The 20,667-nt window shown below is 42.7% G+C and carries 23 protein-coding genes; 18 read left to right on the plus strand and 5 right to left on the minus strand.

All coding sequences use genetic code 11. From position 1 onward, the window contains the following. The first annotated feature begins 41 nt into the window (after window positions 1-41). From LPB220_RS04300 to LPB220_RS04325, 6 genes are all read left to right on the plus strand, one after another. Window positions 42-764, plus strand: coding sequence for a matrixin family metalloprotease (locus LPB220_RS04300; RefSeq protein WP_150905757.1), 723 nt, complete (start codon window positions 42-44; stop codon window positions 762-764). 104 nt (window positions 765-868) lie between these two features. Beyond that, window positions 869-2,776, plus strand: a complete 1,908-nt coding sequence (locus LPB220_RS04305; RefSeq protein WP_150905760.1) for an ABC-F family ATP-binding cassette domain-containing protein — start codon at window positions 869-871, stop codon at window positions 2,774-2,776. A gap of 57 nt (window positions 2,777-2,833) precedes the next feature. Further along, entirely contained in the window at window positions 2,834-3,187 is a 354-nt protein-coding gene (locus tag LPB220_RS04310) for a hypothetical protein (protein WP_150905762.1), read from the plus strand. A gap of 4 nt (window positions 3,188-3,191) precedes the next feature. Next, window positions 3,192-4,064 carry an XRE/MutR family transcriptional regulator gene (locus LPB220_RS04315; RefSeq protein WP_150905765.1) on the plus strand — a complete coding sequence of 291 codons (873 nt, stop codon included), beginning with the start codon at window positions 3,192-3,194 and terminating at the stop codon, window positions 4,062-4,064. A gap of 25 nt (window positions 4,065-4,089) precedes the next feature. Further along, entirely contained in the window at window positions 4,090-5,268 is a 1,179-nt protein-coding gene (locus LPB220_RS04320; protein WP_150905767.1) for an MFS transporter, read from the plus strand. Between the two features lie 110 nt (window positions 5,269-5,378). Next, window positions 5,379-6,557, plus strand: a complete 1,179-nt coding sequence (locus tag LPB220_RS04325) for an MFS transporter (RefSeq protein WP_150905769.1) — start codon at window positions 5,379-5,381, stop codon at window positions 6,555-6,557. Between the two features lie 33 nt (window positions 6,558-6,590). Here the strand turns inward: LPB220_RS04325 and LPB220_RS04330 are convergent, their stop codons facing one another. Genes LPB220_RS04330 through murT form a run of 3 tightly spaced genes read right to left on the minus strand, consistent with a single transcriptional unit; the run spans window position 6,591 to window position 9,017 of the window. Continuing rightward, the gene (locus tag LPB220_RS04330; RefSeq protein ID WP_024056107.1) at window positions 6,591-6,875 is read right to left on the minus strand and encodes a lipopolysaccharide assembly protein LapA domain-containing protein; all 285 of its coding nucleotides are present in this window, start codon (window positions 6,873-6,875) and stop codon (window positions 6,591-6,593) included. Between the two features lie 10 nt (window positions 6,876-6,885). Beyond that, on the minus strand, window positions 6,886-7,674 hold the full coding sequence (gatD, locus tag LPB220_RS04335) for a lipid II isoglutaminyl synthase subunit GatD (RefSeq protein WP_150905771.1): 789 nt from the start codon (window positions 7,672-7,674) through the stop codon (window positions 6,886-6,888). After that, complete coding sequence (gene murT, locus LPB220_RS04340; RefSeq protein WP_150905773.1) at window positions 7,674-9,017, minus strand: lipid II isoglutaminyl synthase subunit MurT; 1,344 nt, start codon at window positions 9,015-9,017, stop codon at window positions 7,674-7,676. The genes gatD and murT overlap by 1 nt, the downstream gene beginning before the upstream one ends. Window positions 9,018-9,120: 103 nt before the next feature. Here murT and cdaA point away from each other — a divergent pair, with 103 nt between their 5' ends. The 11 genes from cdaA to whiA all read left to right on the plus strand — a co-directional run bounded on the left by cdaA (window position 9,121) and on the right by whiA (window position 18,511). After that, window positions 9,121-9,969: a diadenylate cyclase CdaA gene (gene cdaA / locus LPB220_RS04345; RefSeq protein WP_150905774.1), complete on the plus strand. Its 849-nt coding sequence runs from the start codon at window positions 9,121-9,123 to the stop codon at window positions 9,967-9,969. Further along, window positions 9,966-10,715: a YbbR-like domain-containing protein gene (locus tag LPB220_RS04350; RefSeq protein WP_023917720.1), complete on the plus strand. Its 750-nt coding sequence runs from the start codon at window positions 9,966-9,968 to the stop codon at window positions 10,713-10,715. The genes cdaA and LPB220_RS04350 overlap by 4 nt, the downstream gene beginning before the upstream one ends. 22 nt (window positions 10,716-10,737) lie before the next feature. Then, window positions 10,738-12,087 carry a phosphoglucosamine mutase gene (gene glmM, locus LPB220_RS04355; RefSeq protein ID WP_023917722.1) on the plus strand — a complete coding sequence of 450 codons (1,350 nt, stop codon included), beginning with the start codon at window positions 10,738-10,740 and terminating at the stop codon, window positions 12,085-12,087. Window positions 12,088-12,134: 47 nt separating this feature from the next. After that, window positions 12,135-13,442: an LPXTG cell wall anchor domain-containing protein gene (locus tag LPB220_RS04360; protein WP_150905776.1), complete on the plus strand. Its 1,308-nt coding sequence runs from the start codon at window positions 12,135-12,137 to the stop codon at window positions 13,440-13,442. Window positions 13,443-13,559: 117 nt separating this feature from the next. Further along, complete coding sequence (locus LPB220_RS04365) at window positions 13,560-13,691, plus strand: DUF4044 domain-containing protein (RefSeq protein WP_003011566.1); 132 nt, start codon at window positions 13,560-13,562, stop codon at window positions 13,689-13,691. A 33-nt stretch (window positions 13,692-13,724) separates the two neighbouring features. Then, window positions 13,725-15,038, plus strand: a complete 1,314-nt coding sequence (gene obgE / locus LPB220_RS04370; RefSeq protein ID WP_023917726.1) for a GTPase ObgE — start codon at window positions 13,725-13,727, stop codon at window positions 15,036-15,038. A 51-nt stretch (window positions 15,039-15,089) separates the two neighbouring features. Beyond that, window positions 15,090-15,254: a hypothetical protein gene (locus LPB220_RS04375; RefSeq protein WP_003006512.1), complete on the plus strand. Its 165-nt coding sequence runs from the start codon at window positions 15,090-15,092 to the stop codon at window positions 15,252-15,254. A gap of 17 nt (window positions 15,255-15,271) precedes the next feature. Further along, complete coding sequence (locus LPB220_RS04380) at window positions 15,272-15,655, plus strand: RidA family protein (protein ID WP_003006514.1); 384 nt, start codon at window positions 15,272-15,274, stop codon at window positions 15,653-15,655. A gap of 77 nt (window positions 15,656-15,732) precedes the next feature. Beyond that, entirely contained in the window at window positions 15,733-16,623 is an 891-nt protein-coding gene (rapZ, locus tag LPB220_RS04385) for an RNase adapter RapZ (RefSeq protein WP_150905778.1), read from the plus strand. Further along, window positions 16,620-17,597 carry a YvcK family protein gene (locus tag LPB220_RS04390; protein ID WP_003017791.1) on the plus strand — a complete coding sequence of 326 codons (978 nt, stop codon included), beginning with the start codon at window positions 16,620-16,622 and terminating at the stop codon, window positions 17,595-17,597. Before rapZ ends, LPB220_RS04390 begins: the two co-directional genes overlap by 4 nt. Further along, window positions 17,594-18,511 carry a DNA-binding protein WhiA gene (gene whiA, locus LPB220_RS04395; RefSeq protein ID WP_003006525.1) on the plus strand — a complete coding sequence of 306 codons (918 nt, stop codon included), beginning with the start codon at window positions 17,594-17,596 and terminating at the stop codon, window positions 18,509-18,511. The genes LPB220_RS04390 and whiA overlap by 4 nt, the downstream gene beginning before the upstream one ends. 289 nt (window positions 18,512-18,800) lie before the next feature. Here whiA and LPB220_RS04400 read toward each other — a convergent pair whose 3' ends face one another. Continuing rightward, entirely contained in the window at window positions 18,801-19,769 is a 969-nt protein-coding gene (locus LPB220_RS04400) for an NAD(P)/FAD-dependent oxidoreductase (protein ID WP_150905780.1), read from the minus strand. Window positions 19,770-19,947: 178 nt separating this feature from the next. Here LPB220_RS04400 and rpsU point away from each other — a divergent pair, with 178 nt between their 5' ends. Further along, a complete protein-coding gene (rpsU, locus tag LPB220_RS04405; RefSeq protein ID WP_000048054.1) occupies window positions 19,948-20,124 on the plus strand; it encodes a 30S ribosomal protein S21 in 177 nt (58 codons plus the stop codon). 100 nt (window positions 20,125-20,224) lie between these two features. Here rpsU and mscL read toward each other — a convergent pair whose 3' ends face one another. Further along, the gene (mscL, locus tag LPB220_RS04410; RefSeq protein WP_021152922.1) at window positions 20,225-20,605 is read right to left on the minus strand and encodes a large conductance mechanosensitive channel protein MscL; all 381 of its coding nucleotides are present in this window, start codon (window positions 20,603-20,605) and stop codon (window positions 20,225-20,227) included. Between the last annotated feature and the right edge of the window lie 62 nt (window positions 20,606-20,667).

Raw genomic sequence — 20,667 nt, forward strand, 5'->3', positions numbered from 1 at the left:
GTGTTACAATTGCATACCTTCTTTAAGAGAAAGGAGAATGTATGAGAACCATTTTTCGATTTGTCAGAGGAATTCTTCGCATGGCTTGGAGCCTCTTTTGGGGATTTTTCTGGACAATTGCGATCAGCTTTCTAATCTTAGTGGGGATTATCTATTTCACAGATTCTCCTAGTTCTGGTATGGATGGGGTTGGACGAGCCGCTCAAAAAGTAGTCTATCAGGTTGGAAATTTATTTGGCGATCAGGGCTTTGCATCGCGCTTCGGAATGGCGCCCAGTTCACAAACAACCCAGACGGACAATCATGAGCATAGCGGTGCTCGCTGGGAAAAGGCCGAGGCTACAGTTTATCTAGATCCCAATATCAGTCAAACCTTTATAAAGGCTTATCGGGATGCTATTGAGGCTTGGAATCAAACTGGAGCCTTTACCTTTAAATTGGTCACAAATGAAAAAGAGGCCAATGTCGTCTTGACGGAGATGGATAATGCTTCGGTTTCTGCTGCAGGAGAGTCTGCCTCACAGACCAACCTCTTAACCAACCGATTCACCCATATCACGATTCGTCTCAATCGCCATTATCTTTTAAATTATATCTATAACTACAGTTATGAACGAATTGTGAATACAGCTGAGCATGAGCTAGGGCATGCCATTGGCTTGGACCACAATGATGGAGAATCCGTCATGCAACCGGCTGGCTCTTTCTATAGTATTCAAGATTCCGATGTGGAAGCAGTCCGACAATTATACAAGGAAGATTGAGATACAATTGATCATTGAAAAGTTCTGGGCCCCAAGGGGCTCGGGATTTTTTTGATGCTTCGTCTTCCCTTGTTTAATCCGTAAAAAGATAGTAAAATAGGGACATGATTATTTTACAAGCCAACAAAATTGAACGCTCTTTTGCAGGGGAGATTCTTTTTGATAACATCAGCCTGCAAGTGGATGAACGGGACCGGATTGCTCTGGTCGGAAAGAACGGAGCCGGTAAGTCGACGCTCTTAAAAATCTTGGTGGGAGAAGAAGAGCCGACTTCTGGGGAAATCAATAAAAAGCGCGACCTTTCTCTCTCTTATCTAGCCCAGGATAGCCGATTTGAGTCGTCCAATACCATCTACGATGAAATGCTCCATGTCTTTGACGATCTTCGTAAGACGGAGATAAGTTTGCGGCAGATGGAGCTTGAGATGGGGGAAAAAACTGGGGCTGATTTGGAGAAACTCATGCAGGATTATGACCGGCTATCGGAAGAATTCCGTCAAGCTGGTGGCTTCACCTATGAGGCAGATATCCGAGCTATTCTAAACGGCTTCAAGTTTGATGAGTCCATGTGGCAGATGAAGATTGAAGAGTTATCTGGTGGTCAAAATACCCGTCTGGCTCTGGCCAAGATGCTCTTGGAAAAGCCAAATCTCTTGGTACTGGATGAGCCGACCAACCACTTGGATATTGAGACCATTTCCTGGTTGGAAAATTACTTGGTCAATTATAGTGGGGCCCTCCTCATTGTCAGCCACGACCGGTATTTCTTAGACAAGGTCGCAACCATTACACTGGATTTGACCAAGCATTCCTTGGACCGCTATGTCGGCAATTACTCCAGCTTTGTCGAGCAAAAAGAACAAAAATTGCTGACCGAAGCCAAGAACTACGAGAAGCAACAAAAAGAGATTGCCGCTCTTGAAGACTTTGTCAATCGTAATTTAGTGCGGGCTTCGACCACCAAGCGGGCCCAGTCTCGGCGTAAGCAGTTGGAAAAAATGGAGCGCCTAGACAAGCCCGAAGCTGGCACCAAGTCTGCCCATATGACCTTCCATTCTGATAAGGCTTCTGGCAATATCGTCTTGACAGTAGAAGAGGCAGCTGTCGGCTATGACGATCAAGTCCTATCGGAGCCCATCAATCTGGATATCCGCAAGATGAATGCGGTCGCTATTGTAGGACCAAATGGGATCGGGAAGTCTACTCTGATCAAGTCCATCGTTGGACAGATTCCTTTTATCAAAGGGGAAGCCCGTTTTGGGGCCAATGTCGAGGTGGGTTACTATGATCAGACCCAAAGTAAGCTAACCCCTCACAATAGTGTCTTGGATGAACTATGGAACGACTTCAAGCTAACACCAGAAGTGGAAATTCGCAATCGCTTGGGAGCCTTCCTTTTCTCAGGGGATGATGTCAAGAAAACCGTCGGTATGCTGTCAGGTGGAGAGCGGGCGCGCCTGCTCTTGGCTAAGCTTTCTATGGAGAATAACAATTTCTTGATTCTCGACGAGCCGACCAACCACTTGGACATCGATAGCAAGGAAGTACTGGAAAATGCCTTGATTGATTTTGACGGAACCCTACTCTTTGTCAGCCACGACCGCTACTTTATCAATAGGGTAGCCACCCAAGTCTTAGAACTCTCAGTAGAGGGCTCAACTCTTTACCTAGGAGACTATGATTATTATCTGGAGAAAAAAGCAGAGTTAGAGGCACTTGCTGCAGCGCAAGCAGAAGCTGAGCCCGCTTCTTCAACGGAAGAAGTTACCAGCAATGATTATCACTTACAAAAGCAAAACCAAAAGGAACTCCGTAAAATCACTCGTCGCATTGAGCAATTGGAAGCAGAGATGGAAGAGCTGGATCAAAAGATCCAAGATATCACCGAAACCATGCATAGCACCAACGATGCAGCCGACTTGGTCCAACTGCAAAGCGAGCTGGACCAACTGACTGTTCAGCAGGAAGCGGTCATGGAAGAGTGGGCAGAACTGTCAGAGCAGGTGGAATAGATGGAAGATCTAGCGGAGAGAGTGTAGTTTTCTAATTTGCCTAAGGAGAACATTGTGATGACTGAAAATGATTGGTTTATGAAGCAGGTTAAAGGTGTGGCCGATATAATTGGTACAACTTTGCGCCTACAGATTCAGAATTTAGATTTGGGGCAGTATGAGGATGAGGAAGGAAGACTCATCAACGGGAATCACTATCTTCAGCAAGTTTTAGAAGAGCAGCGCTTTGCAGAGGCCATTTCTTTTGTTGAAGAACAGATGAAACGCCTACCTCTTCATCAGTATGATCTATTGGTTGATTGGCTGATTTCTTACTTAAGACAATTAGATTTTTCCGTTAAAGAAGAGCATGGATTCTACGAAGGATACTTGCAAGAGTTAGAAAGGTCCTTAAAGGAATTTAGGTGGTAATCAAATGGAAGATCTAGGAAAAATTTATCGTGAATTTCGAATGAGTAAAAATTATTCATTGAAAGAAGCTGCAGGAGAAGCCTGCTCAACCTCTCAGTTATCCCGCTTTGAATTGGGCGAGTCGGATCTAGCTGCGTCGCGTTTCTTTGAAATTTTGGACAATATCCATGTGACGATTGAGAATTTTATGGATAAGGCCAGAAATTTTCAACACCATGAGCATGTCGCTTTGATGGCTCAAATTATTCCGCTTTACTACGCAAATGATATTGCAGGTTTTCAAAAACTTCAAAGAGAACAACTTGAAAAGGCCAAACATTCCACCAATCCCCTTTATTTTGAATTGAACTGGATCCTGCTACAAGGCTTGATTTGCCAGAGAGATGACAGCTACACGATGAAGCAGAGTGATCTGGACAAGGTGGCGGACTATCTCTTTCAGACAGAAGAATGGACCATGTATGAGTTGATCCTCTTTGGCAATCTCTATAGCTTTTATGATGTGGATTATGTCACTCGGCTTGGTAGAGAAGTGATGGAGCGGGAAGATTTCTACAAGGAAATTGGTCGCCATCGAAAACTAGTCTTGATTCTAGCTCTGAATTGTTACCAGCATTGTCTAGAACACCGTTCTTTTGAAAGTGCTAGTTATTTTGAAGCCTATGTGGAAAAGATTATCGGCAAGAGCATCAAACTCTACGAACGCAATGTCTTTCATTATCTCAAGGGATTTGCCCTCTATCAGAAGGGGCAAAAGAAAGAAGGCTGTCAGCAAATGCAAGAGGCTATGCATATTTTTGATGTGCTAGGTCTTCCAGAGCAGGTAGATTACTATCAAGAACACTTTGATAAATTTGTAATAGATGAATGTTCCTAAATAGGACAGAGATAAAGGAGATTTTATGAACCGACATGCGGTCCAATTAATTAGTCGTGGAGCGATTACCAAAATCGGAAATATGCTCTATGATTATGGGAATAGTGTCTGGTTGGCCTCAATGGGGACTATAGGAAAGACGGTATTAGGAATCTATCAGATTTCTGAGTTAGTGACAGGGATTCTCGTGAATCCTTTTGGAGGAGTGATTTCAGACCGTTTTTCTCGTCGCAAGATTTTGATGACGACCGACTTGGTGTGTGGACTCCTTTGTTTGGCGATTTCTTTTATCAGAAATGATCGTTGGATGATTGCGGCACTGATTGTTGCCAATATTGTTCAGGCCATTGCCTTTGGTTTTTCTCGACCTGCCAATAAAGCCATTATCACAGAGGTGGTAGAGAAAGAAGAGATTGTAACCTATAATGCGCACTTGGAGTTGGTCTTACAGGTTGTTAGTGTCAGTTCACCCGTGTTTTCTTTCCTAGTTCTACAATTTACCAGTCTCCATGCGACCCTCTTACTAGATGCGCTAACCTTTTTCATTGCCTTTGTCCTAGTGGCATTCCTTCCGAAAGAAGAAGCCAAGGTTCAAGAAAAGAAACAGTTTACGGGGAAAGATATTTTTTCTGATATCAAGGAGGGGTTAAACTATATCTGGCATCAGAAAGAAATTTTCTTTCTCCTCTTGGTAGCTTCCGGCGTTAATTTCTTTTTTGCGGCTTTTGAGTTTTTACTTCCCTTTTCCAATCGACTCTACGGGGTCAAGGGGGCTTATGCGACTATTTTAACACTGGGTGCAATTGGATCTATTCTAGGAGCACTTGTTGCCAATAAAATTGCATCAAGTATGAAAATTCTCCTGTTTTTACTGATTATGGCGGGGGTCGGAGTGTTCATGATGGGCTTGCCTCTTCCGCCTTATCTTTCCTTTTCGGGAAATCTGGTCTGTGAATTTTTTGTGACCATTTTCGACATCCACGTTTTTACTCAAGTGCAAACCAAGGTGGAAGATGATTATCTGGGGAGAGTCTTGAGCACGATTTATACTTTGGCTGTTCTCTTTATGCCCATCGCCAAAGGGTTGATGACTTGGTTACCAAGTGTCCGAGTAGAATCCTTTCTCCTGATTGGAGCTGGAGTTATTCTCTTTTCACTCTTGGCTCAGCTAGTAGCTAAGCAGCTTCAATCAAAAGAACAGTAGGTATCCTTTTATAAAATTGTGATTTGTTAATTTTCCCAAATAAGGGACAAAATGAAAACCTCTTTCATGAACTGATACAATAGTTTCAGAAAATGAAGGAGGTTTTTTTGATGAATCGACATGCAGTCCAATTAATTGCTCGTGGGGCGATCAATAGAATGGGAAATATGCTCTATGATTATGGGAACAGTGTCTGGCTGGCCTCGATGGGGACTATAGGAAAGACAGTATTGGGGATTTATCAGATTTCTGAACTTGTCACCTCTATTTTAGTCAATCCCTTTGGTGGCGTGATCTCAGACCGTTTTTCCCGTCGCAAGATTTTGATGACAACCGACTTGGTTTGTGGTCTCCTTTGTTTAGCGATTTCCTTTATCAGGAACGATCGTTGGATGATTGCAGCCCTGATTTTTGCCAATATTGTTCAGGCCATTGCCTTTGCATTTTCTCGTACGGCTAACAAAGCCATTATCACTGAAGTCGTAGAGAAGGACGAGATTGTGACCTATAATGCCCGCTTGGAGTTGGTCTTACAGGTTGTCGGTGTTAGCTCACCTGTGTTCTCTTTCCTTGTTTTACAATTTGCCAGTCTCCATGTGACCCTCTTACTGGATGCACTGACCTTTTTCATCGCCTTTGTCCTAGTGGCATTCCTTCCGAAAAAAGAGGCCAAAGTTCAAGAGAAGAAACGGTTCACTGGGAAAGATATTTTTGCGGACATCAAAGATGGCTTGCACTATATCTGGCATCAAAAAGAAATTTTCTTTCTCTTGTTAGTGGCTTCCAGTGTTAATTTCTTTTTTGCAGCTTTTGAGTTTTTACTTCCATTTTCCAATCGCCTTTACGGTGTCAAAGGAGCCTATGCGACTATCTTAACCTTGGGCGCTATCGGTTCCATCATCGGAGCCTTGATCGCTAATAAATTTAAATCAAGCATGGAGATGCTGCTCTTCTTATTGATTTTAACAGGAGTGGGAGTGTTCATGATGGGCTTGCCCCTTCCGCCTCTTCTTTCCTTTTCTGGAAATTTAGTCTGTGAACTCTTTATGACGATTTTTAACATCCACTTTTTTACCCAAGTGCAAACCAAGGTGGAAGGAGACTATCTGGGCAGGGTCTTAAGCACCATTTTTACCCTAGCCATTCTCTTTATGCCCATCGCAAAAGGCTTGATGACCTGGTTACCAAGTGTACGAGTAGAATCCTTTCTCCTGATTGGAGCTGGAGTTATTCTCTTTTCACTCCTAGCACAAGTAGTCGCAAAAAAATTGCATGCAAAAAGTCATTAGAAAAGCATGAAAAAAGCACCGATCGGTGCTTTTTTAGTTGTTATTTTTTTCTTCTATTTTAACTTCTTTCTTTTCTTCCTCTAGTTGCTTTTGAGTGCTCTTGAGTTCTTTTTTTAGTGAGAAGCCCTTTGAAAAATTAACCAAGGTCATGACAAATGCACCCAAGAGGACACAGAGCAAGATCAGAATGATCAAGGGCAATTTAAATTGGACCAAGAGGAAATTCACAGTGACTGATTGCATGTTTGCAAGGGAAATACCAGCAATCAATAAAATTAAAAGTAATAAAGCAATGTAGTGTAGATTATTTTTGTTCATCATTATCTCCTTATTGTTCAGTCGGTGCCTTGCTTTTCGCATCAGCATATTCTTCCGGCTGCTCTAGGCTTAGAATCTCCTCATAAGCCGGTAGGGAAAGGTCCTTGTCATATTTATTTTTCAAGGCAGTGCTCACTAGGCGATAGGCCAAATTGGCATTTCGGGACAAAATAGGACCGTGGAAGTAGCTCCCAAAGACGTTTTTGTAATGAACCCCTTCGCAACCATCTTCTTTGTTGTTCCCATTTCCGTAGACGACCTTACCTAGCGGTTTTTCATCCTCAGCCAGGAAGGTCCGACCTTGGTGGTTCTCAAAACCATAATAGGTTTCGTTAAATTCTTCGTTATGGATTTTGATATCACCGATATAGCGGTTGTTGACTTGGTTGAGCGTATAGTGGCCCATAATACCGAGTCCTTCAATGCGTTTGCCAGAAGCTTCAATGTAGTACTGACCCAGAAGCTGAAAGCCACCACAGATAGCAAGGACCACACCATCGTCATGAATGAAGCGTTCAAGATCTTCTTTTTTATCTGGTAGATCTTCTGATACAATGGTCTGTTCGTAGTCTTGGCCGCCACCGAAAAAGGCGATATCATAGGCATCAGGGTCGAACCGGTCTTTGAGAGAGACGATATCCACTGTGACATGGGCTCCAAGTTTTTCAGCAACGTACTTGAGCATGAGGATATTTCCATTGTCTCCGTAGGTATTCATTAAGTTGCCGTAGAGATGGGCAATGCGCAGGCTGTAGGGATACTGTGCCTGAGCAGAAGATTCTAGAGAAGTATAAGTCATTAGTGCATCTCCTTTTCAATCAGGTGTTCTTGGGCCAAGAGTTCACGGAATTCAAGCATGGCCGTATAAGTGGCTAAGATATAGGCGTGAGGGGTTTCCTGTTGCTGGATGCGTTGGAAGACCTCTTTTAATTCAGCCATTTCTGTGATCTTTTCAGCCGGATAGCCAGTGACCCGAAGTCGCCGAGCAATCTCAGAGTGGCGCACCCCACCAGCATTGATTTCTGGAATATCCATCTGGGTGATTTGCTCAAAGTCCGCATCCCAAATCCAGCTGGTGTCGATCCCATCCGCATAATTCGCATTGAGGAGGACTGATAAGCTAAAGGAATAAGGAGCTAGTTTGATCATTTCAATAGCTTGGGTCGCACCAACTGGATTCTTAATCAAAACCAAGGTACATTCCTTATCCCCAATCTTAAAGGTTTCCTGACGACCAAAGACAGCGCGACTGCGATCAAATCCTTGCTTAATCACTTCAGGTTGAACTCCAAAGAATCCAGCAACGGAAACAGCAGCTAAGGCATTGTAGATGTTGTAGAGACCGCCGATATTGATGTGGTAGTCTTGGCCTTGAATCCGGAATTGGGAAGAGCGATGGGTTAAAGAGAGGAGGTCTGATACGGCATAAGTCAGAGGAGGCCTGTGGAAACCACAGTGCTCACAGATATAATCCCCAAGATTTGCATAGGTATTGAGCTTGTACTTGAGGATGTTGTGGCAATGCGGACAGAGGATTCCTTCCGTATTGTAATGAGCTAGTTGTGGCTCTGATTTGTCAGTATCAAATCCATAATATTGGATCGGATTGGACAAGGTCTGACTATTAAAGAGCGGACTATCACCATTTAACAAGACTGTTGCAGTTGGGACCTTGTGAATGGCATCCAAAATCATTTGGTAGGTCGTATAGATCTCTCCATAGCGGTCCATCTGGTCCCGGAAAATATTAGTGATCACAAAAAGGCTGGGCTTAATATAATCACAAATCCGAGAGAGGCTGGCCTCGTCAATTTCAAGTACTGCAATCGGTCGATTTGATTTCGAATGCTTAGCACGTAAGAAGGTCGTTGTAATCCCAGAGATCATATTGGCCCCACTTGGATTGGTCAAAATAGGTCCAAAAGCTTCTTGGAGAATACCTACTGTTAGCGCAGTGGTCAGGGTTTTTCCATTTGTCCCTGTAATCACAACAATCTCATAGTTTTTTGCCAGTTGACTGAGAATATCTTTATCAAATTTGAGGGCTACTTTACCTGGTAGGGTTGATCCCCGCCCCATCTTTTCTAGAATAGAGCCGGAAAGCTTTCCTGCCAGAAGGCCCAAGGTTGTATTTATCTTCATAAATCATATTTTATCATAAAAAGCATCAGAAGGTTACAGAAAAATCTGTTGAAACGTGTTATAATAAGATGATGTCTTTTAGAGAAGTGGTAGGTATGAGAATATGAATATTCAACAGTTTTCAAATCCACAATTTTGGACCAGTTTGTTCCCGAATTGGTGGAGTGTTATTATCAATATCATCGATATTGCCCTGGTGGCTTGGTTGTTGTATTTTTTGATCAAGGCCATCGTCGGGACCAAGATCATGATTTTGGTGCGTGGGGTCATTATCTTTTTCTTGGCTCAATTTTTAGCCAATTTTTTGGGTTTAACGACTATTTCTTGGCTGATCAATCAAGTGATTACCTATGGGGTTATTGCGCTGGTTGTGATTTTCTCCCCTGAAATTCGGATTGGCCTAGAGCGTCTAGGTCGGGCGACAGAATTTTTTACGACGAGTGAAGTCAGTCAGGAAGAGAAGATGGTTCAGGCCTATGTCAAGGCAGTAGCTTATATGAGCCCACGTAAGATTGGTGCCTTGGTAGCTATTCAAGGAGCCAGAACCCTTCAGGAATATATCTCCACAGGGATTCCTCTAGATGCAGATATTTCAGGAGAATTGCTGATTAATATCTTCATTCCTAATACACCCTTGCATGATGGAGCTGTCATTGTCCGCAATGACAAAATCGCTGTTTCTTGTGCTTATCTACCCTTGACTGAAAACACTGAAATTTCAAAAGAGTTTGGGACGCGTCACCGCGCAGCCATTGGTTTATCTGAAGTTTCGGATGCCTTTACCTTTGTGGTATCAGAAGAAACGGGCGGGATCTCTGTGACATACAATGGAACCTTCCGACACGATTTAACCTTAGAAGAGTTCGAGACAGAATTGAGAGCCTTCTTGGTTCCTGAAGAGAATAAAACGACTAGTTGGAAAGAGCGTCTATTTGGGAGGGTAACAAAATGAGATCGAAAAAAGAATTTCTTTATGTTTTTGCCTCCGTCTTATTGTCCTTTATCTTGTTTATTAATGCGTCATCCTTTAATTTTCAAAATAATAGTAGCGCTAGACAAGTGAGTTCAGAGACCTACACCAATACCTTGACCAATATTCCAATTGATGCCAAGTACAATGACAAGACATACTTTGTCAGTGGGTTAACATCAGAGGTAACGGTCTTTCTAAAGGGTTCAAACCGGGTCGCTCTAGCAAGCGAAATGCAGCCAGGAACGCGAAAATTTCGCGTGGTAGCCGATCTTCGTAAGGCCAAGGAAGGTACCGTCGAAGTACCGTTGATTGTAGAAGATCTTCCGGCTGGTTTGACCGCAACCGTAGAGCCTCAGAAAGTTTCTGTAAAAATCGGGAAGAAAGCGAAAAAATCGTTTGCGGTCAGGGCCACGATCCCGGACAATCAAATTGTGGATGGAATAACGGTTTCGGATATTTCTCTTGAAACCACCAAGGTAGAAGTGACCAGCGATCAAGAAACCTTGAGTCGCATTGATCATGTCCAAGCGGTCTTCCCATCCAGTGAGATCATTAGTGGAAATTATAGCGGAACTATTTCCTTAAATGCAGTAGATGCCCAAGGAAATGTTCTACCAGGTCTGGTCAAGCCGAGTGAAACACGGATTCAAGTGACCACAAAGAGTAGCTCGTCTACGTCAAGCTCTAGCAGTTCGTCGTCGACCTCCTCCAGTTCAAGTAATTAGAAAGTAAAAAAGGTAATGAAGAATGGGTAAATATTTTGGAACGGACGGTGTCCGTGGAGAAGCAAATGTAGAATTAACGCCAGAATTGGCTTTTAAACTAGGCCGTTTCGGTGGCTATGTGTTGAGCCAACATGAAGAAGAAACACCCTTGGTATTTGTTGGACGTGATACGCGTATTTCTGGTGAAATGTTGGAGCATGCCTTAATTGCTGGGCTCTTATCTGTTGGAATTCGCGTCTACAAGTTGGGTGTGATTGCAACTCCAGGTGTCGCTTATCTAGTTCGTACGGAAAAAGCCAGCGCCGGAGTTATGATTTCTGCTAGCCACAATCCAGCCTTGGATAATGGCATCAAATTCTTTGGTGGTGATGGCTTCAAATTGGATGATGATCGCGAACTTGAAATTGAAGCCTTACTTGATGCGGCTGAAGATACGCTTCCACGTCCAAGTGCCCAAGGTTTAGGAACGGTCATGGAATATCCGGAAGGCTTGCGTAAGTATCAAGAATTCCTTGTATCGACAGGTGTCCAACTCGAGGGTATGCACGTAGTCTTAGATACAGCAAATGGTGCAGCCTCTACTAGTGCCCGTCAAATCTTTGCAGATTTGGGAGCTCAATTGACCGTCATCGGTGAAAACCCAGATGGTTTGAACATCAATGATGGGGTTGGTTCTACTCACCCAGAGCATTTGCAAGAGAAGGTGAAAGAAGTAGGTGCAGCGATTGGTCTTGCCTTTGACGGAGACAGCGATCGCTTGATTGCTGTTGATGAAAATGGAGAGATTGTAGACGGAGATAAGATCATGTACATCATCGGTTCTTATCTTTCAAGCAAAGGCTTGCTCGAAAAAAATACGATCGTCACAACCGTCATGTCTAATCTCGGCTTCCACAAGGCATTGGATGCGAAGGGGATTCAAAAAGAAATCACAGCTGTTGGAGATCGTTATGTGGTCGAAGAGATGCGCAAATCAGGATACAATCTTGGTGGTGAACAATCTGGTCACGTAGTCATCATGGATTACAATACAACTGGTGATGGTCAATTAACAGGCGTTCAATTGACTAAAATCATGCAAGAAACCGGCAAGAAATTATCTGAATTGGCTGCTGAAGTAACCATTTATCCACAAAAACTCGTCAATATCCGGGTTGAAAATAGCATGAAAGACAAGGCGATGGAAGTGCCTGCTATTCGTGAAATCATTGAAAAAATGGAAGCGGAAATGGCAGGAAATGGACGCATCCTCGTGCGTCCAAGTGGAACTGAACCCCTCCTTCGTGTGATGGCAGAAGCACCTACCCATGAAGAAGTGGACTACTATGTAGATACCATTGCTGCAGTTGTTCAAGCAGAAATCGGACTTTAACCTTGTAAAAAACATGGCTCGCAAATAGGCGAGCAGAGGAGGTATATATGAAACAGGTTCGTCAAATTGTATGGGCACTTGCCTTAGTGCTAACGATTCTATTCACAGCTGGTTTGACTAAAACAATACATGCTGCAGAAGTCTCATCATATACACAGACAGCACGTCTAACGAAAGACGGTAACACGCTAACAAATGGGAGCAAGGTGTTGACGAATGAAAAATTGTCAGCAAGCATTTATTTGACCTTCCCAGATTCGCAAGCTATTCAAGCTGGTGATACCTTAACTCTTAGTTTGCCAAAAGAATTAGCCCTCTACACAGCATTGGAATTCAATGTTCTTGAGGAAGGCCAATCAAATGGTCAGGCGGTGGGGAAAGCTGTCGTTGATACAGCTAAGAAAACAGTGACCGTTACCTTTAATGATTATTTCGCATCTCATCCACTCAACAAACGAGTTGCTCTTCATTTTGATGTAAAAGTCGATTCAGAAGTAGTTACAAAATCATCTCCAATCCAGTTTAAACTAGGAAATACAGATTTTTCCTTGAATTATGAAAAAACAGCTGGGGAAGCTGGGGACTATGAAATGAAATACGGCTATCAAGATAAGTCTGATCCAACCATAATCAAATGGCGGATTCTCTTAAATGCCCGTCAAGATATGCTGCGAGGAATGGTCATTAAAGACCAATTCGGAGATGGTTTAACATTGGTTGAAGGGAGCTTACGTGCGGTTCGCTATGCTCCTGTAGAAGGTGGGATCAAGAACGAAGCTCAGATCTTGAGTCTCCCAGTTCTAGATAACTTTACTAAAAAAGCTGTTTTCGATAAGAATGCAGATGGAAAGATCACTGGTTTTACAATTGAATTTGGTGATAATTACAAATGGCCAATGTATATTGAATATTCTACAAAAGTAGCTCCTGGAACGAAAGTCGGTGATATTGTCCATAATACATTAACATGGAAGGCAACCAATTTCCCAGCACCGCGTAGTTTAACCCGTGAAGTGCGATTGGAAACAGGATCTGGCGAAGGATTGGGTGAGAAAGAACAAACACCACCGACACCTAGCTCAACCTCCTCATCAAGTTCTAGTTCATCATCAAGCTCATCATCCTCATCAAGTTCTAGCTCTTCGTCAAGTTCTAGTTCTTCATCAAGTTCTACAACGACAACAAGTTCTTCATCAACCTCATCTTCAACTTCTGTCAAAGAAGAAGCTCCAAAACCTGGTAAGAAAAAAGTTCTTCCAAGTACAGGTGAAAAGTTGACACCGGTGGTTCTGGTCATGGGTGTCTTCCTAGCAGTTCTATCGGTTAGTGTTTTACGTGTAAGAAAAGATTCCTAAATCTATTCATAAAAGATCAGACCTTTGTCTGGTCTTTTTGTGTAGACTCGATTTGAAAAATCCCCTATTTCGTGGTAAAATAGGGCTAATGAATTTATAGTAATCGAGGTATTAGAAGTGGCTTTTGGAGATAACGGAAAACGTAAAAAAACACCATTTGAAATGATCACGATGGTTGTTATTGTGATTATGTTGATTGTAACGGTTGGTGCAATCTTTGCAACCGCAATTGGTGCTCTTTCTTACTAAGACGCACACAGAAATAAAGGAAATCATCTATTTATGAGTATGTTTTTAGATACAGCCAAGATTAAGGTCAAGGCTGGTAATGGTGGCGATGGCATGGTGGCTTTTCGTCGCGAAAAATATGTCCCTAATGGCGGACCTTGGGGTGGTGATGGAGGTCGTGGTGGCAATGTCATCTTCGTAGTAGACGAAGGCTTGCGTACCTTGATGGATTTCCGTTATAACCGGCATTTCAAAGCCCAAAATGGGGAAAAAGGAATGACCAAAGGGATGCACGGACGGGGAGCAGAAGATCTCTATGTGCGAGTACCGCAAGGAACGACCGTCCGAGATGCCGAGACTGGCAAGGTCATTACGGACCTAGTCGAGAATGGACAAGAGTACATTGTCGCCCACGGTGGCCGTGGCGGACGTGGAAACATTCGTTTTGCTACTCCTAAAAATCCAGCTCCAGAGATTTCTGAGAACGGGGAACCTGGTCAGGAACGCGAACTTGAATTAGAGCTCAAGGTCTTGGCAGACGTTGGTTTGGTTGGCTTCCCATCAGTAGGGAAATCAACTCTTCTTAGTGTCATCACTTCAGCCAAACCAAAGATTGGAGCTTATCATTTCACAACTATCGTTCCAAACTTGGGCATGGTTCGGACACCGTCAGGTGAATCCTTTGCAGTCGCAGACCTTCCTGGATTGATTGAAGGAGCTAGCCAAGGTGTCGGACTCGGAACCCAGTTCCTTCGTCACATCGAGCGCACCCGGGTTATCTTGCATGTTATTGATATGTCAGCGAGTGAAGGACGCGATCCTTACGAAGATTATGTTCAAATCAATAAAGAACTTGAAACCTATAATCTTCGTTTGATGGAACGTCCTCAGATTATCGTGGCAAATAAGATGGATATGCCAGAGAGCCAAGAAAACTTGAAAGAGTTCAAGAAGAAATTGGCAGCCAATTACGATGAGTTTGATGAATTGCCACAGATCTTCCCGATCTCTAGTTTGGCACATCAAGGTTTGGACAATTTGTTAGAAGCAACGGCAGAATTGTTAGACAAAACACCAGAATTCCTCTTGTATTCAGAAGACGAAATGGCCCAAGAAGAAGTCTACTATGGCTTTGATGAAGACCAGCCAGCCTTTGACATCAGTCGGGATGACGATGCCGCTTGGGTCTTGTCTGGTGAAAAACTTGAAAAACTCTTTAATATGACGAATTTCGATCGTGATGAAGCGGTCATGAAATTTGCTCGTCAATTGCGTGGCATGGGTGTTGATGAAGCTCTCCGTGCGCGTGGGGCAAAAGATGGCGATATCGTCCGGATCGGTAAATTTGAATTTGAGTTTGTAGATTAAGATAGATCCCCAGCGGATCAAGGATTCCAAATAAGAAGTGAGGCTTTTTCAGTGGGAGATAAACCAATATCTTTTCGAGATGAAAATGGAAATTTTGTTTCAGCAGCCGATGTTTGGAATGCTGAAAAACTAGAAGAACTCTTTAATACGCTAAATCCTAAGCGCAAATTGCGCTTACAAAGGGAAAAATTAGCAAAAGAAAACCAGCAGAAGTAAATAGACTTGGAGATACTATGGCAAAAACAATTCATACAGATAAAGCACCCGCAGCAATTGGACCTTATGTTCAAGGGAAAATCGTAGGCAATCTTCTCTTTGCAAGTGGACAAGTTCCCTTGTCACCTGAAACAGGCGAAATCATTGGCGAAACCATCCAAGAACAAACAGAACAAGTATTAAAGAATATTGGGGCTATTTTGGAAGAGGCTGGAACAGACTTTGACCACGTGGTGAAAACCACTTGTTTCTTAAGTGATATGAATGACTTTGTACCTTTTAATGAGGTCTATAAAACAGTCTTTACTACAGAGTTTCCAGCTCGATCTGCTGTTGAAGTAGCACGCCTGCCACGTGATGTGAAGGTTGAAATTGAAGTTATTGCGGAAATCAAAGCCTAATAACCATTCAAAGACAAAAAGACAGAGTGGAGAGCAGGAAACTGTAGGCCACTCTGTTTTATTTATGGGAGGAGAAAATGACAGAAAGTAAGATTCAACTGGTCATGGTAACCGGGATGAGCGGTGCGGGTAAGACCGTCGCCATCCAATCGTTTGAGGATTTGGGTTACTTTACCATCGATAATATGCCACCGGCGCTCTTGCTGAAATTTATTGAGCTCATGCGCCACAGTCCCGATAACAATAAATTAGCCGTTGTTGTGGACATGCGGAGCCGTTCTTTTTTCAATGAAATTCGCACTATTTTGGATGAATTGGACAACCAAGAAGACCTCGATTTCAAGGTCTTGTTCTTGGATGCCACTGACAGTGAGTTGGTAGCACGATACAAGGAAACTCGTCGTAGCCACCCACTAGCGGCAGATGGACGTGTCTTAGATGGCATTACCCTAGAGCGCGAACTCTTGTCCCCTTTAAAAAATATCAGTCAAAATGTGGTGGATACGACTGAGTTGACACCTCGTAATCTGAGAAAAACCATCGCAGAACAATTTGCCAGTCAAGATAATCAGCCAGATTTTCGGATTGAGGTCATGTCATTTGGGTTTAAATATGGCCTTCCGATCGATGCTGACCTTGTGTTTGACGTGCGTTTTCTTCCAAATCCCTACTATAAATTGGAACTTCGGAATTTAACTGGTCAAGATCCAGCAGTCTATGATTATGTCATGGATCACCCTGAATCAGAGGATTTTTATCGTCATCTCCATGACTTGATCGTACCTATTTTACCGTCTTATAAACGGGAGGGTAAATCCGTTCTTACCATCGCTATGGGCTGTACTGGAGGTCAACACCGATCAGTAGCCTTTGCAGAGCGCTTAGCGCATGATTTAGAAAAAAATTGGCAGGTCAATTGCAGTCATAGAGACAAGGACAGACGGAAAGAAACGGTGAATCGCTCATGAGAAAACCTAAAGTAACCGTTATTGGAGGAGGAACAGGAATTTCTGTTATCCTCGATAGTCTGAGAAAGAAACCAGTTGATATCACTGCCATCGTAACCGTTGCAGATGATGGCGGGAGTTCAGGTGAATTGCGGAAGAACATCCAAAAATTGACACCACCTGGAGATCTTCGAAATGTGCTGGTTGCCATGTCAGATATGCCTCGTTTTTATGAGAAGGTCTTTCAATACCGCTTTGCAGACGATGATGGTCCTTTAGCCGGACACCCTTTGGGAAACTTGATCATTGCAGGGATTTCAGAGATGCAAGGCTCGACCTATAATGCCATGCAGTTGTTAACCAAGTTCTTTCATACGACCGGCAAGATCTATCCTTCCAGTGATAGTCCCTTGACCCTTCATGCCGTTTTTCAAGATGGAAAAGAAGTGGTAGGAGAAAGCCACATTGCCAACTACACCGGCATGATTGATCATGTTTATGTGACCAATACCTTTGATCAAGAGCGCCCAAAAGCTAGTAAGAAAGTGGTGGAAGCTATTCTTGAAAGTGATATGGTCGTCTTAGGTCCTGGTTCGCTCTTTACCTCGATTCTTCCTAATTTGATGATCGATGAGATTGGGAAAGCCATCCTTGAAACCAAGGCTCAGGTGGCCTATGTTTGCAATATCATGACCCAAAGAGGGGAAACCGAGCATTTCACAGATAGTGACCACGTTGCCGTTCTTCATAAACATTTGGGAGAGAAGTTCATCGATACCGTCCTTGTCAATATCAATCAGGTTCCGGCAGCTTACATGAACAGCAATAAATTTGATGAATACTTGGTGCAGGTAGAGCACGATTTTAAGGGGCTGCACTCGCAAGTTCCCCAAGTGATTTCTTCCGATTTCTTGAAGTTGGTCAATGGAGGAGCCTTTCATGATGGCGAAAAAGTAGTCGAAGAGCTAATGCAGATCGTGCAGGTGAGAAAATGAGTTTTACGGTTCGTGTCAAAGAAGAATTATTGTCTCTCAAGCGATTTGAAAAGAGTGAATTGGCTGCCATTATCAAGATGTCTGGAAGTCTTGGAATTTCAATGGGGGGCTTGACGCTCTCGGTGACGACGGAAAATGCCAAGATCGCTCGCCATATCTATGAATTGTTGCATCATTTCTATGAGGCCAAATCGGATATTCGCCACCACCAAAAAACCAACTTGAAAAAAAATCGTGTCTACACAGTATTCTTGGATGAAAAGGTGGAAGAGATTCTTGCTGACTTGCATTTGGCAGATGCCTTTTTTGGGATTGAGACAGGCATTGATGCTAGTGTTTTAGAAGATGAAGTAGCCAGTCGTGCTTATCTTCGGGGAGCTTTTCTGTCGAGTGGTTCCATCAAGGATCCTGAAAAAGGGAAGTACCAGCTGGAAATTCATTCTGTTTATACAGACCACGCGGAAGGAATTGCCCTTCTTATGCAAGGATTTTTACTAGATGCGAAAACCATCGAGCGGAAAAAAGGAGTGGTGACCTATCTGCAACGAGCGGAAGATATTATTGATTTTCTCATTGTAGTAGAGGCCATGCAAGCCATGCAGGAATTTGAGTCCATCAAGGTTATGAGAGAGACGCGTAATGACCTCAATCGGGCCAATAATGCTGAGATGGCCAATATCCAGCGCACGGTTACTGCTAGCATGAAAACCATTAATAATATTAGTAAAATTGTGGATACGGTCGGTCTAGGAAGTTTACCAAGTGATCTGCAAGAAGTTGCCTATATCCGGATGAACCATCCAGATTATTCCATCCAGCAGATTGCAGATAGCTTGCAACAACCTATTTCAAAAAGCGGTGTTAACCACCGCTTGCGTAAGATCAATAAGATCGCAGACGATTTAGACAAATAAAAAAGGCCAAAGGCCTTTCATAATGAGGATAAAGTCTTTTTAAAAACTTTCCTTAGGTGAGTACGGACGTCAGCGAACTTCATAGAAGTTCCATGACTTAGTTTTGAGCCTAATGTCTCAAAACTCCCGAGTGCCTGAAACGTAATGTTTCAGGCACTTTTCTCACAGCGGAAAGTTTTGTATTTTCTTGATTCATACTAAAAATAGGAACTCATTTTTACTTCTTTGCAGAATCGATTAACTTAAAATAGTTTGACTTCAATTTAAAAAAGGCCAAAGGCCTTTTTTATTATAAACTAGTTGAGTGCGTTGGTTGGACTTTCTTATCTGGATAGATGTAGTTGATGGCATTGTTTACGGCTGTTGGAGCTTCCCCCAGACCTGTAGCGATGAGATCGATCTTTCCTTCATAGAAGCAGCAGTCTCCACAAGCATAAATTCCAGGAAGGCTAGTTTCTTGTTTTTGGTTGACCTTGATTTTATGGCGTTGCAATTCTACACCCCATTCTTTCAGGTTTCCAATAGAAGATTTAAAGCCATAATTGACGAATAAGTGATCAATCGGAATGAGTTCGGTTTCATCGGTTTTAACTTTTGTGATTTTAAGATGAGTGGCATGACCATTTTCGCCAATCAAACGACTAGGAATAAATGGTGTTTTGATGCTAACAGAAGATTGTTTGAGTTCTTCTACACTATGTTCTAAAGCACGGAAGTTATCCCGACGATGAATGATCGTAGTTGGAGCAATCTTGTCAAAAGCAAGAGCCCAGTCTACAGCAGAGTCTCCACCACCAAGGACGGTCACCTGCTGTCCTTCATATTGTTGGATGTTCGAAACATGATAGTGGACGTTATCAAAGTCTTCAGCTCCCTCAATGTCAAGGGCGCGTGGCTTAAAGGCACCACCGCCCATGGCAATAATGACTGCTTTAGACTGATGCACTTGGCGAGAAGTAGTGATGGTGAAGAGATCGCCTTCTTTTCGGATATCCTCTACAGTTTCATTGAGAAAGATCGGTGTATCAAACCGTTTAACTTGCTCGATCAAGCGGTTGCTCAATTCTTCACCAGTCAAATTGGTAAAGCCAGGTACATCGAGGATACTCTTTTCTGGATAGAGAATAGCTGGTTGCCCTCCCAGTTGAGGTAAGGAATCAATCAGTTTGACTTTTACTTGGCGCATATTGCCATAAAAAGCAGCAAACAGACCAACTGGTCCGCCCCCAACAATTGTAATATCATAAATTTCTGACATAGTATCTCCTTCAGGGTTTTCTTTGTTTCCATTGTATCATAAAATGGGAAGAATGAAAAAGTTGGAAAAAGAAATGATATGAAGGCTAGGAGGGCTAGAAAAGTTTCAAAAGATCTTGACAGCGTCCTTAAAGTGTGATAAAATTATTAAGATTTTAGGCTTGAAGGGAGTGAAAAATATGTCAAAAACAGTAGTACGTAAGAATGAATCTCTTGACGATGCTCTTCGTCGTTTCAAACGTGCGGTTACTAAAGCTGGTACTCTTCAAGAAACACGCAAACGTGAATTCTATGAAAAACCTTCTGTAAAACGTAAACGTAAATCAGAAGCAGCTCGTAAACGTAAAAAATTCTAATTGAATACAAGAACAGACCTCGGTCTGTTTTTTGTTTTTTTCATCCGTTAAAGACAAAAAAACCGATCTTCTAGCTAGAAGATCGGATCTTTTTATCTGATTATTTGTTTGCAAGCAAGTCGCGGATTTCAGTAAGCAACTCTTCTTGAGTAGGAGCAGGAGCTTCTTCTTCGACAGCTTCTTCTTTTTTACCAAGGTTTTGAGCTTTTTCAGCAGCTTTCACTACGAAGAAAAGAACAGTACCAACAACAAGGAAGTTGATCACAGCGCTCAAGAAGCTACCGTATGCAACACCGTTCCATGACAAATTAGCAATCTTATCAACACCAGCAGCTTTCATAGCTGGTTTCAAAATAAGTGGAGTGATGATATCGTTAACAAGTGATGTTACGATAGCTCCAAATGCAGCTCCGATAACGACTGCTACAGCAAGGTCAACAATATTCCCACGAAGGAGAAAAGCTTTCAAATCTTTTAACATATCCTAAATATGTCCTTTCATAATAATTTTTTACTATGATAGTATAACGGAAAAATATTCGA

Source organism: Streptococcus sp. LPB0220, assembly GCF_008727815.1.
In the GTDB taxonomy this organism is placed as follows: Bacteria; Bacillota; Bacilli; order Lactobacillales; family Streptococcaceae; genus Streptococcus.

Bases quoted from the DNA above. Each gene is read 5' to 3' on its own strand.
- LPB220_RS04300 (WP_150905757.1), top strand. From the start codon at position 42: ATGAGAACCATTTTTCGATTTGTCAGAGGAATTCTTCGCATGGCTTGG.
- LPB220_RS04305 (WP_150905760.1), top strand. From the start codon at position 869: ATGATTATTTTACAAGCCAACAAAATTGAACGCTCTTTTGCAGGGGAG.
- LPB220_RS04310 (WP_150905762.1), top strand. From the start codon at position 2,834: ATGACTGAAAATGATTGGTTTATGAAGCAGGTTAAAGGTGTGGCCGAT.
- LPB220_RS04315 (WP_150905765.1), top strand. From the start codon at position 3,192: ATGGAAGATCTAGGAAAAATTTATCGTGAATTTCGAATGAGTAAAAAT.
- LPB220_RS04320 (WP_150905767.1), top strand. From the start codon at position 4,090: ATGAACCGACATGCGGTCCAATTAATTAGTCGTGGAGCGATTACCAAA.
- LPB220_RS04325 (WP_150905769.1), top strand. From the start codon at position 5,379: ATGAATCGACATGCAGTCCAATTAATTGCTCGTGGGGCGATCAATAGA.
- LPB220_RS04330 (WP_024056107.1), bottom strand. From the start codon at position 6,875: ATGAACAAAAATAATCTACACTACATTGCTTTATTACTTTTAATTTTA.
- gatD (WP_150905771.1), bottom strand. From the start codon at position 7,674: ATGACTTATACTTCTCTAGAATCTTCTGCTCAGGCACAGTATCCCTAC.
- murT (WP_150905773.1), bottom strand. From the start codon at position 9,017: ATGAAGATAAATACAACCTTGGGCCTTCTGGCAGGAAAGCTTTCCGGC.
- cdaA (WP_150905774.1), top strand. From the start codon at position 9,121: ATGAATATTCAACAGTTTTCAAATCCACAATTTTGGACCAGTTTGTTC.
- LPB220_RS04350 (WP_023917720.1), top strand. From the start codon at position 9,966: ATGAGATCGAAAAAAGAATTTCTTTATGTTTTTGCCTCCGTCTTATTG.
- glmM (WP_023917722.1), top strand. From the start codon at position 10,738: ATGGGTAAATATTTTGGAACGGACGGTGTCCGTGGAGAAGCAAATGTA.
- LPB220_RS04360 (WP_150905776.1), top strand. From the start codon at position 12,135: ATGAAACAGGTTCGTCAAATTGTATGGGCACTTGCCTTAGTGCTAACG.
- obgE (WP_023917726.1), top strand. From the start codon at position 13,725: ATGAGTATGTTTTTAGATACAGCCAAGATTAAGGTCAAGGCTGGTAAT.
- LPB220_RS04380 (WP_003006514.1), top strand. From the start codon at position 15,272: ATGGCAAAAACAATTCATACAGATAAAGCACCCGCAGCAATTGGACCT.
- rapZ (WP_150905778.1), top strand. From the start codon at position 15,733: ATGACAGAAAGTAAGATTCAACTGGTCATGGTAACCGGGATGAGCGGT.
- LPB220_RS04390 (WP_003017791.1), top strand. From the start codon at position 16,620: ATGAGAAAACCTAAAGTAACCGTTATTGGAGGAGGAACAGGAATTTCT.
- whiA (WP_003006525.1), top strand. From the start codon at position 17,594: ATGAGTTTTACGGTTCGTGTCAAAGAAGAATTATTGTCTCTCAAGCGA.
- LPB220_RS04400 (WP_150905780.1), bottom strand. From the start codon at position 19,769: ATGTCAGAAATTTATGATATTACAATTGTTGGGGGCGGACCAGTTGGT.
- rpsU (WP_000048054.1), top strand. From the start codon at position 19,948: ATGTCAAAAACAGTAGTACGTAAGAATGAATCTCTTGACGATGCTCTT.
- mscL (WP_021152922.1), bottom strand. From the start codon at position 20,605: ATGTTAAAAGATTTGAAAGCTTTTCTCCTTCGTGGGAATATTGTTGAC.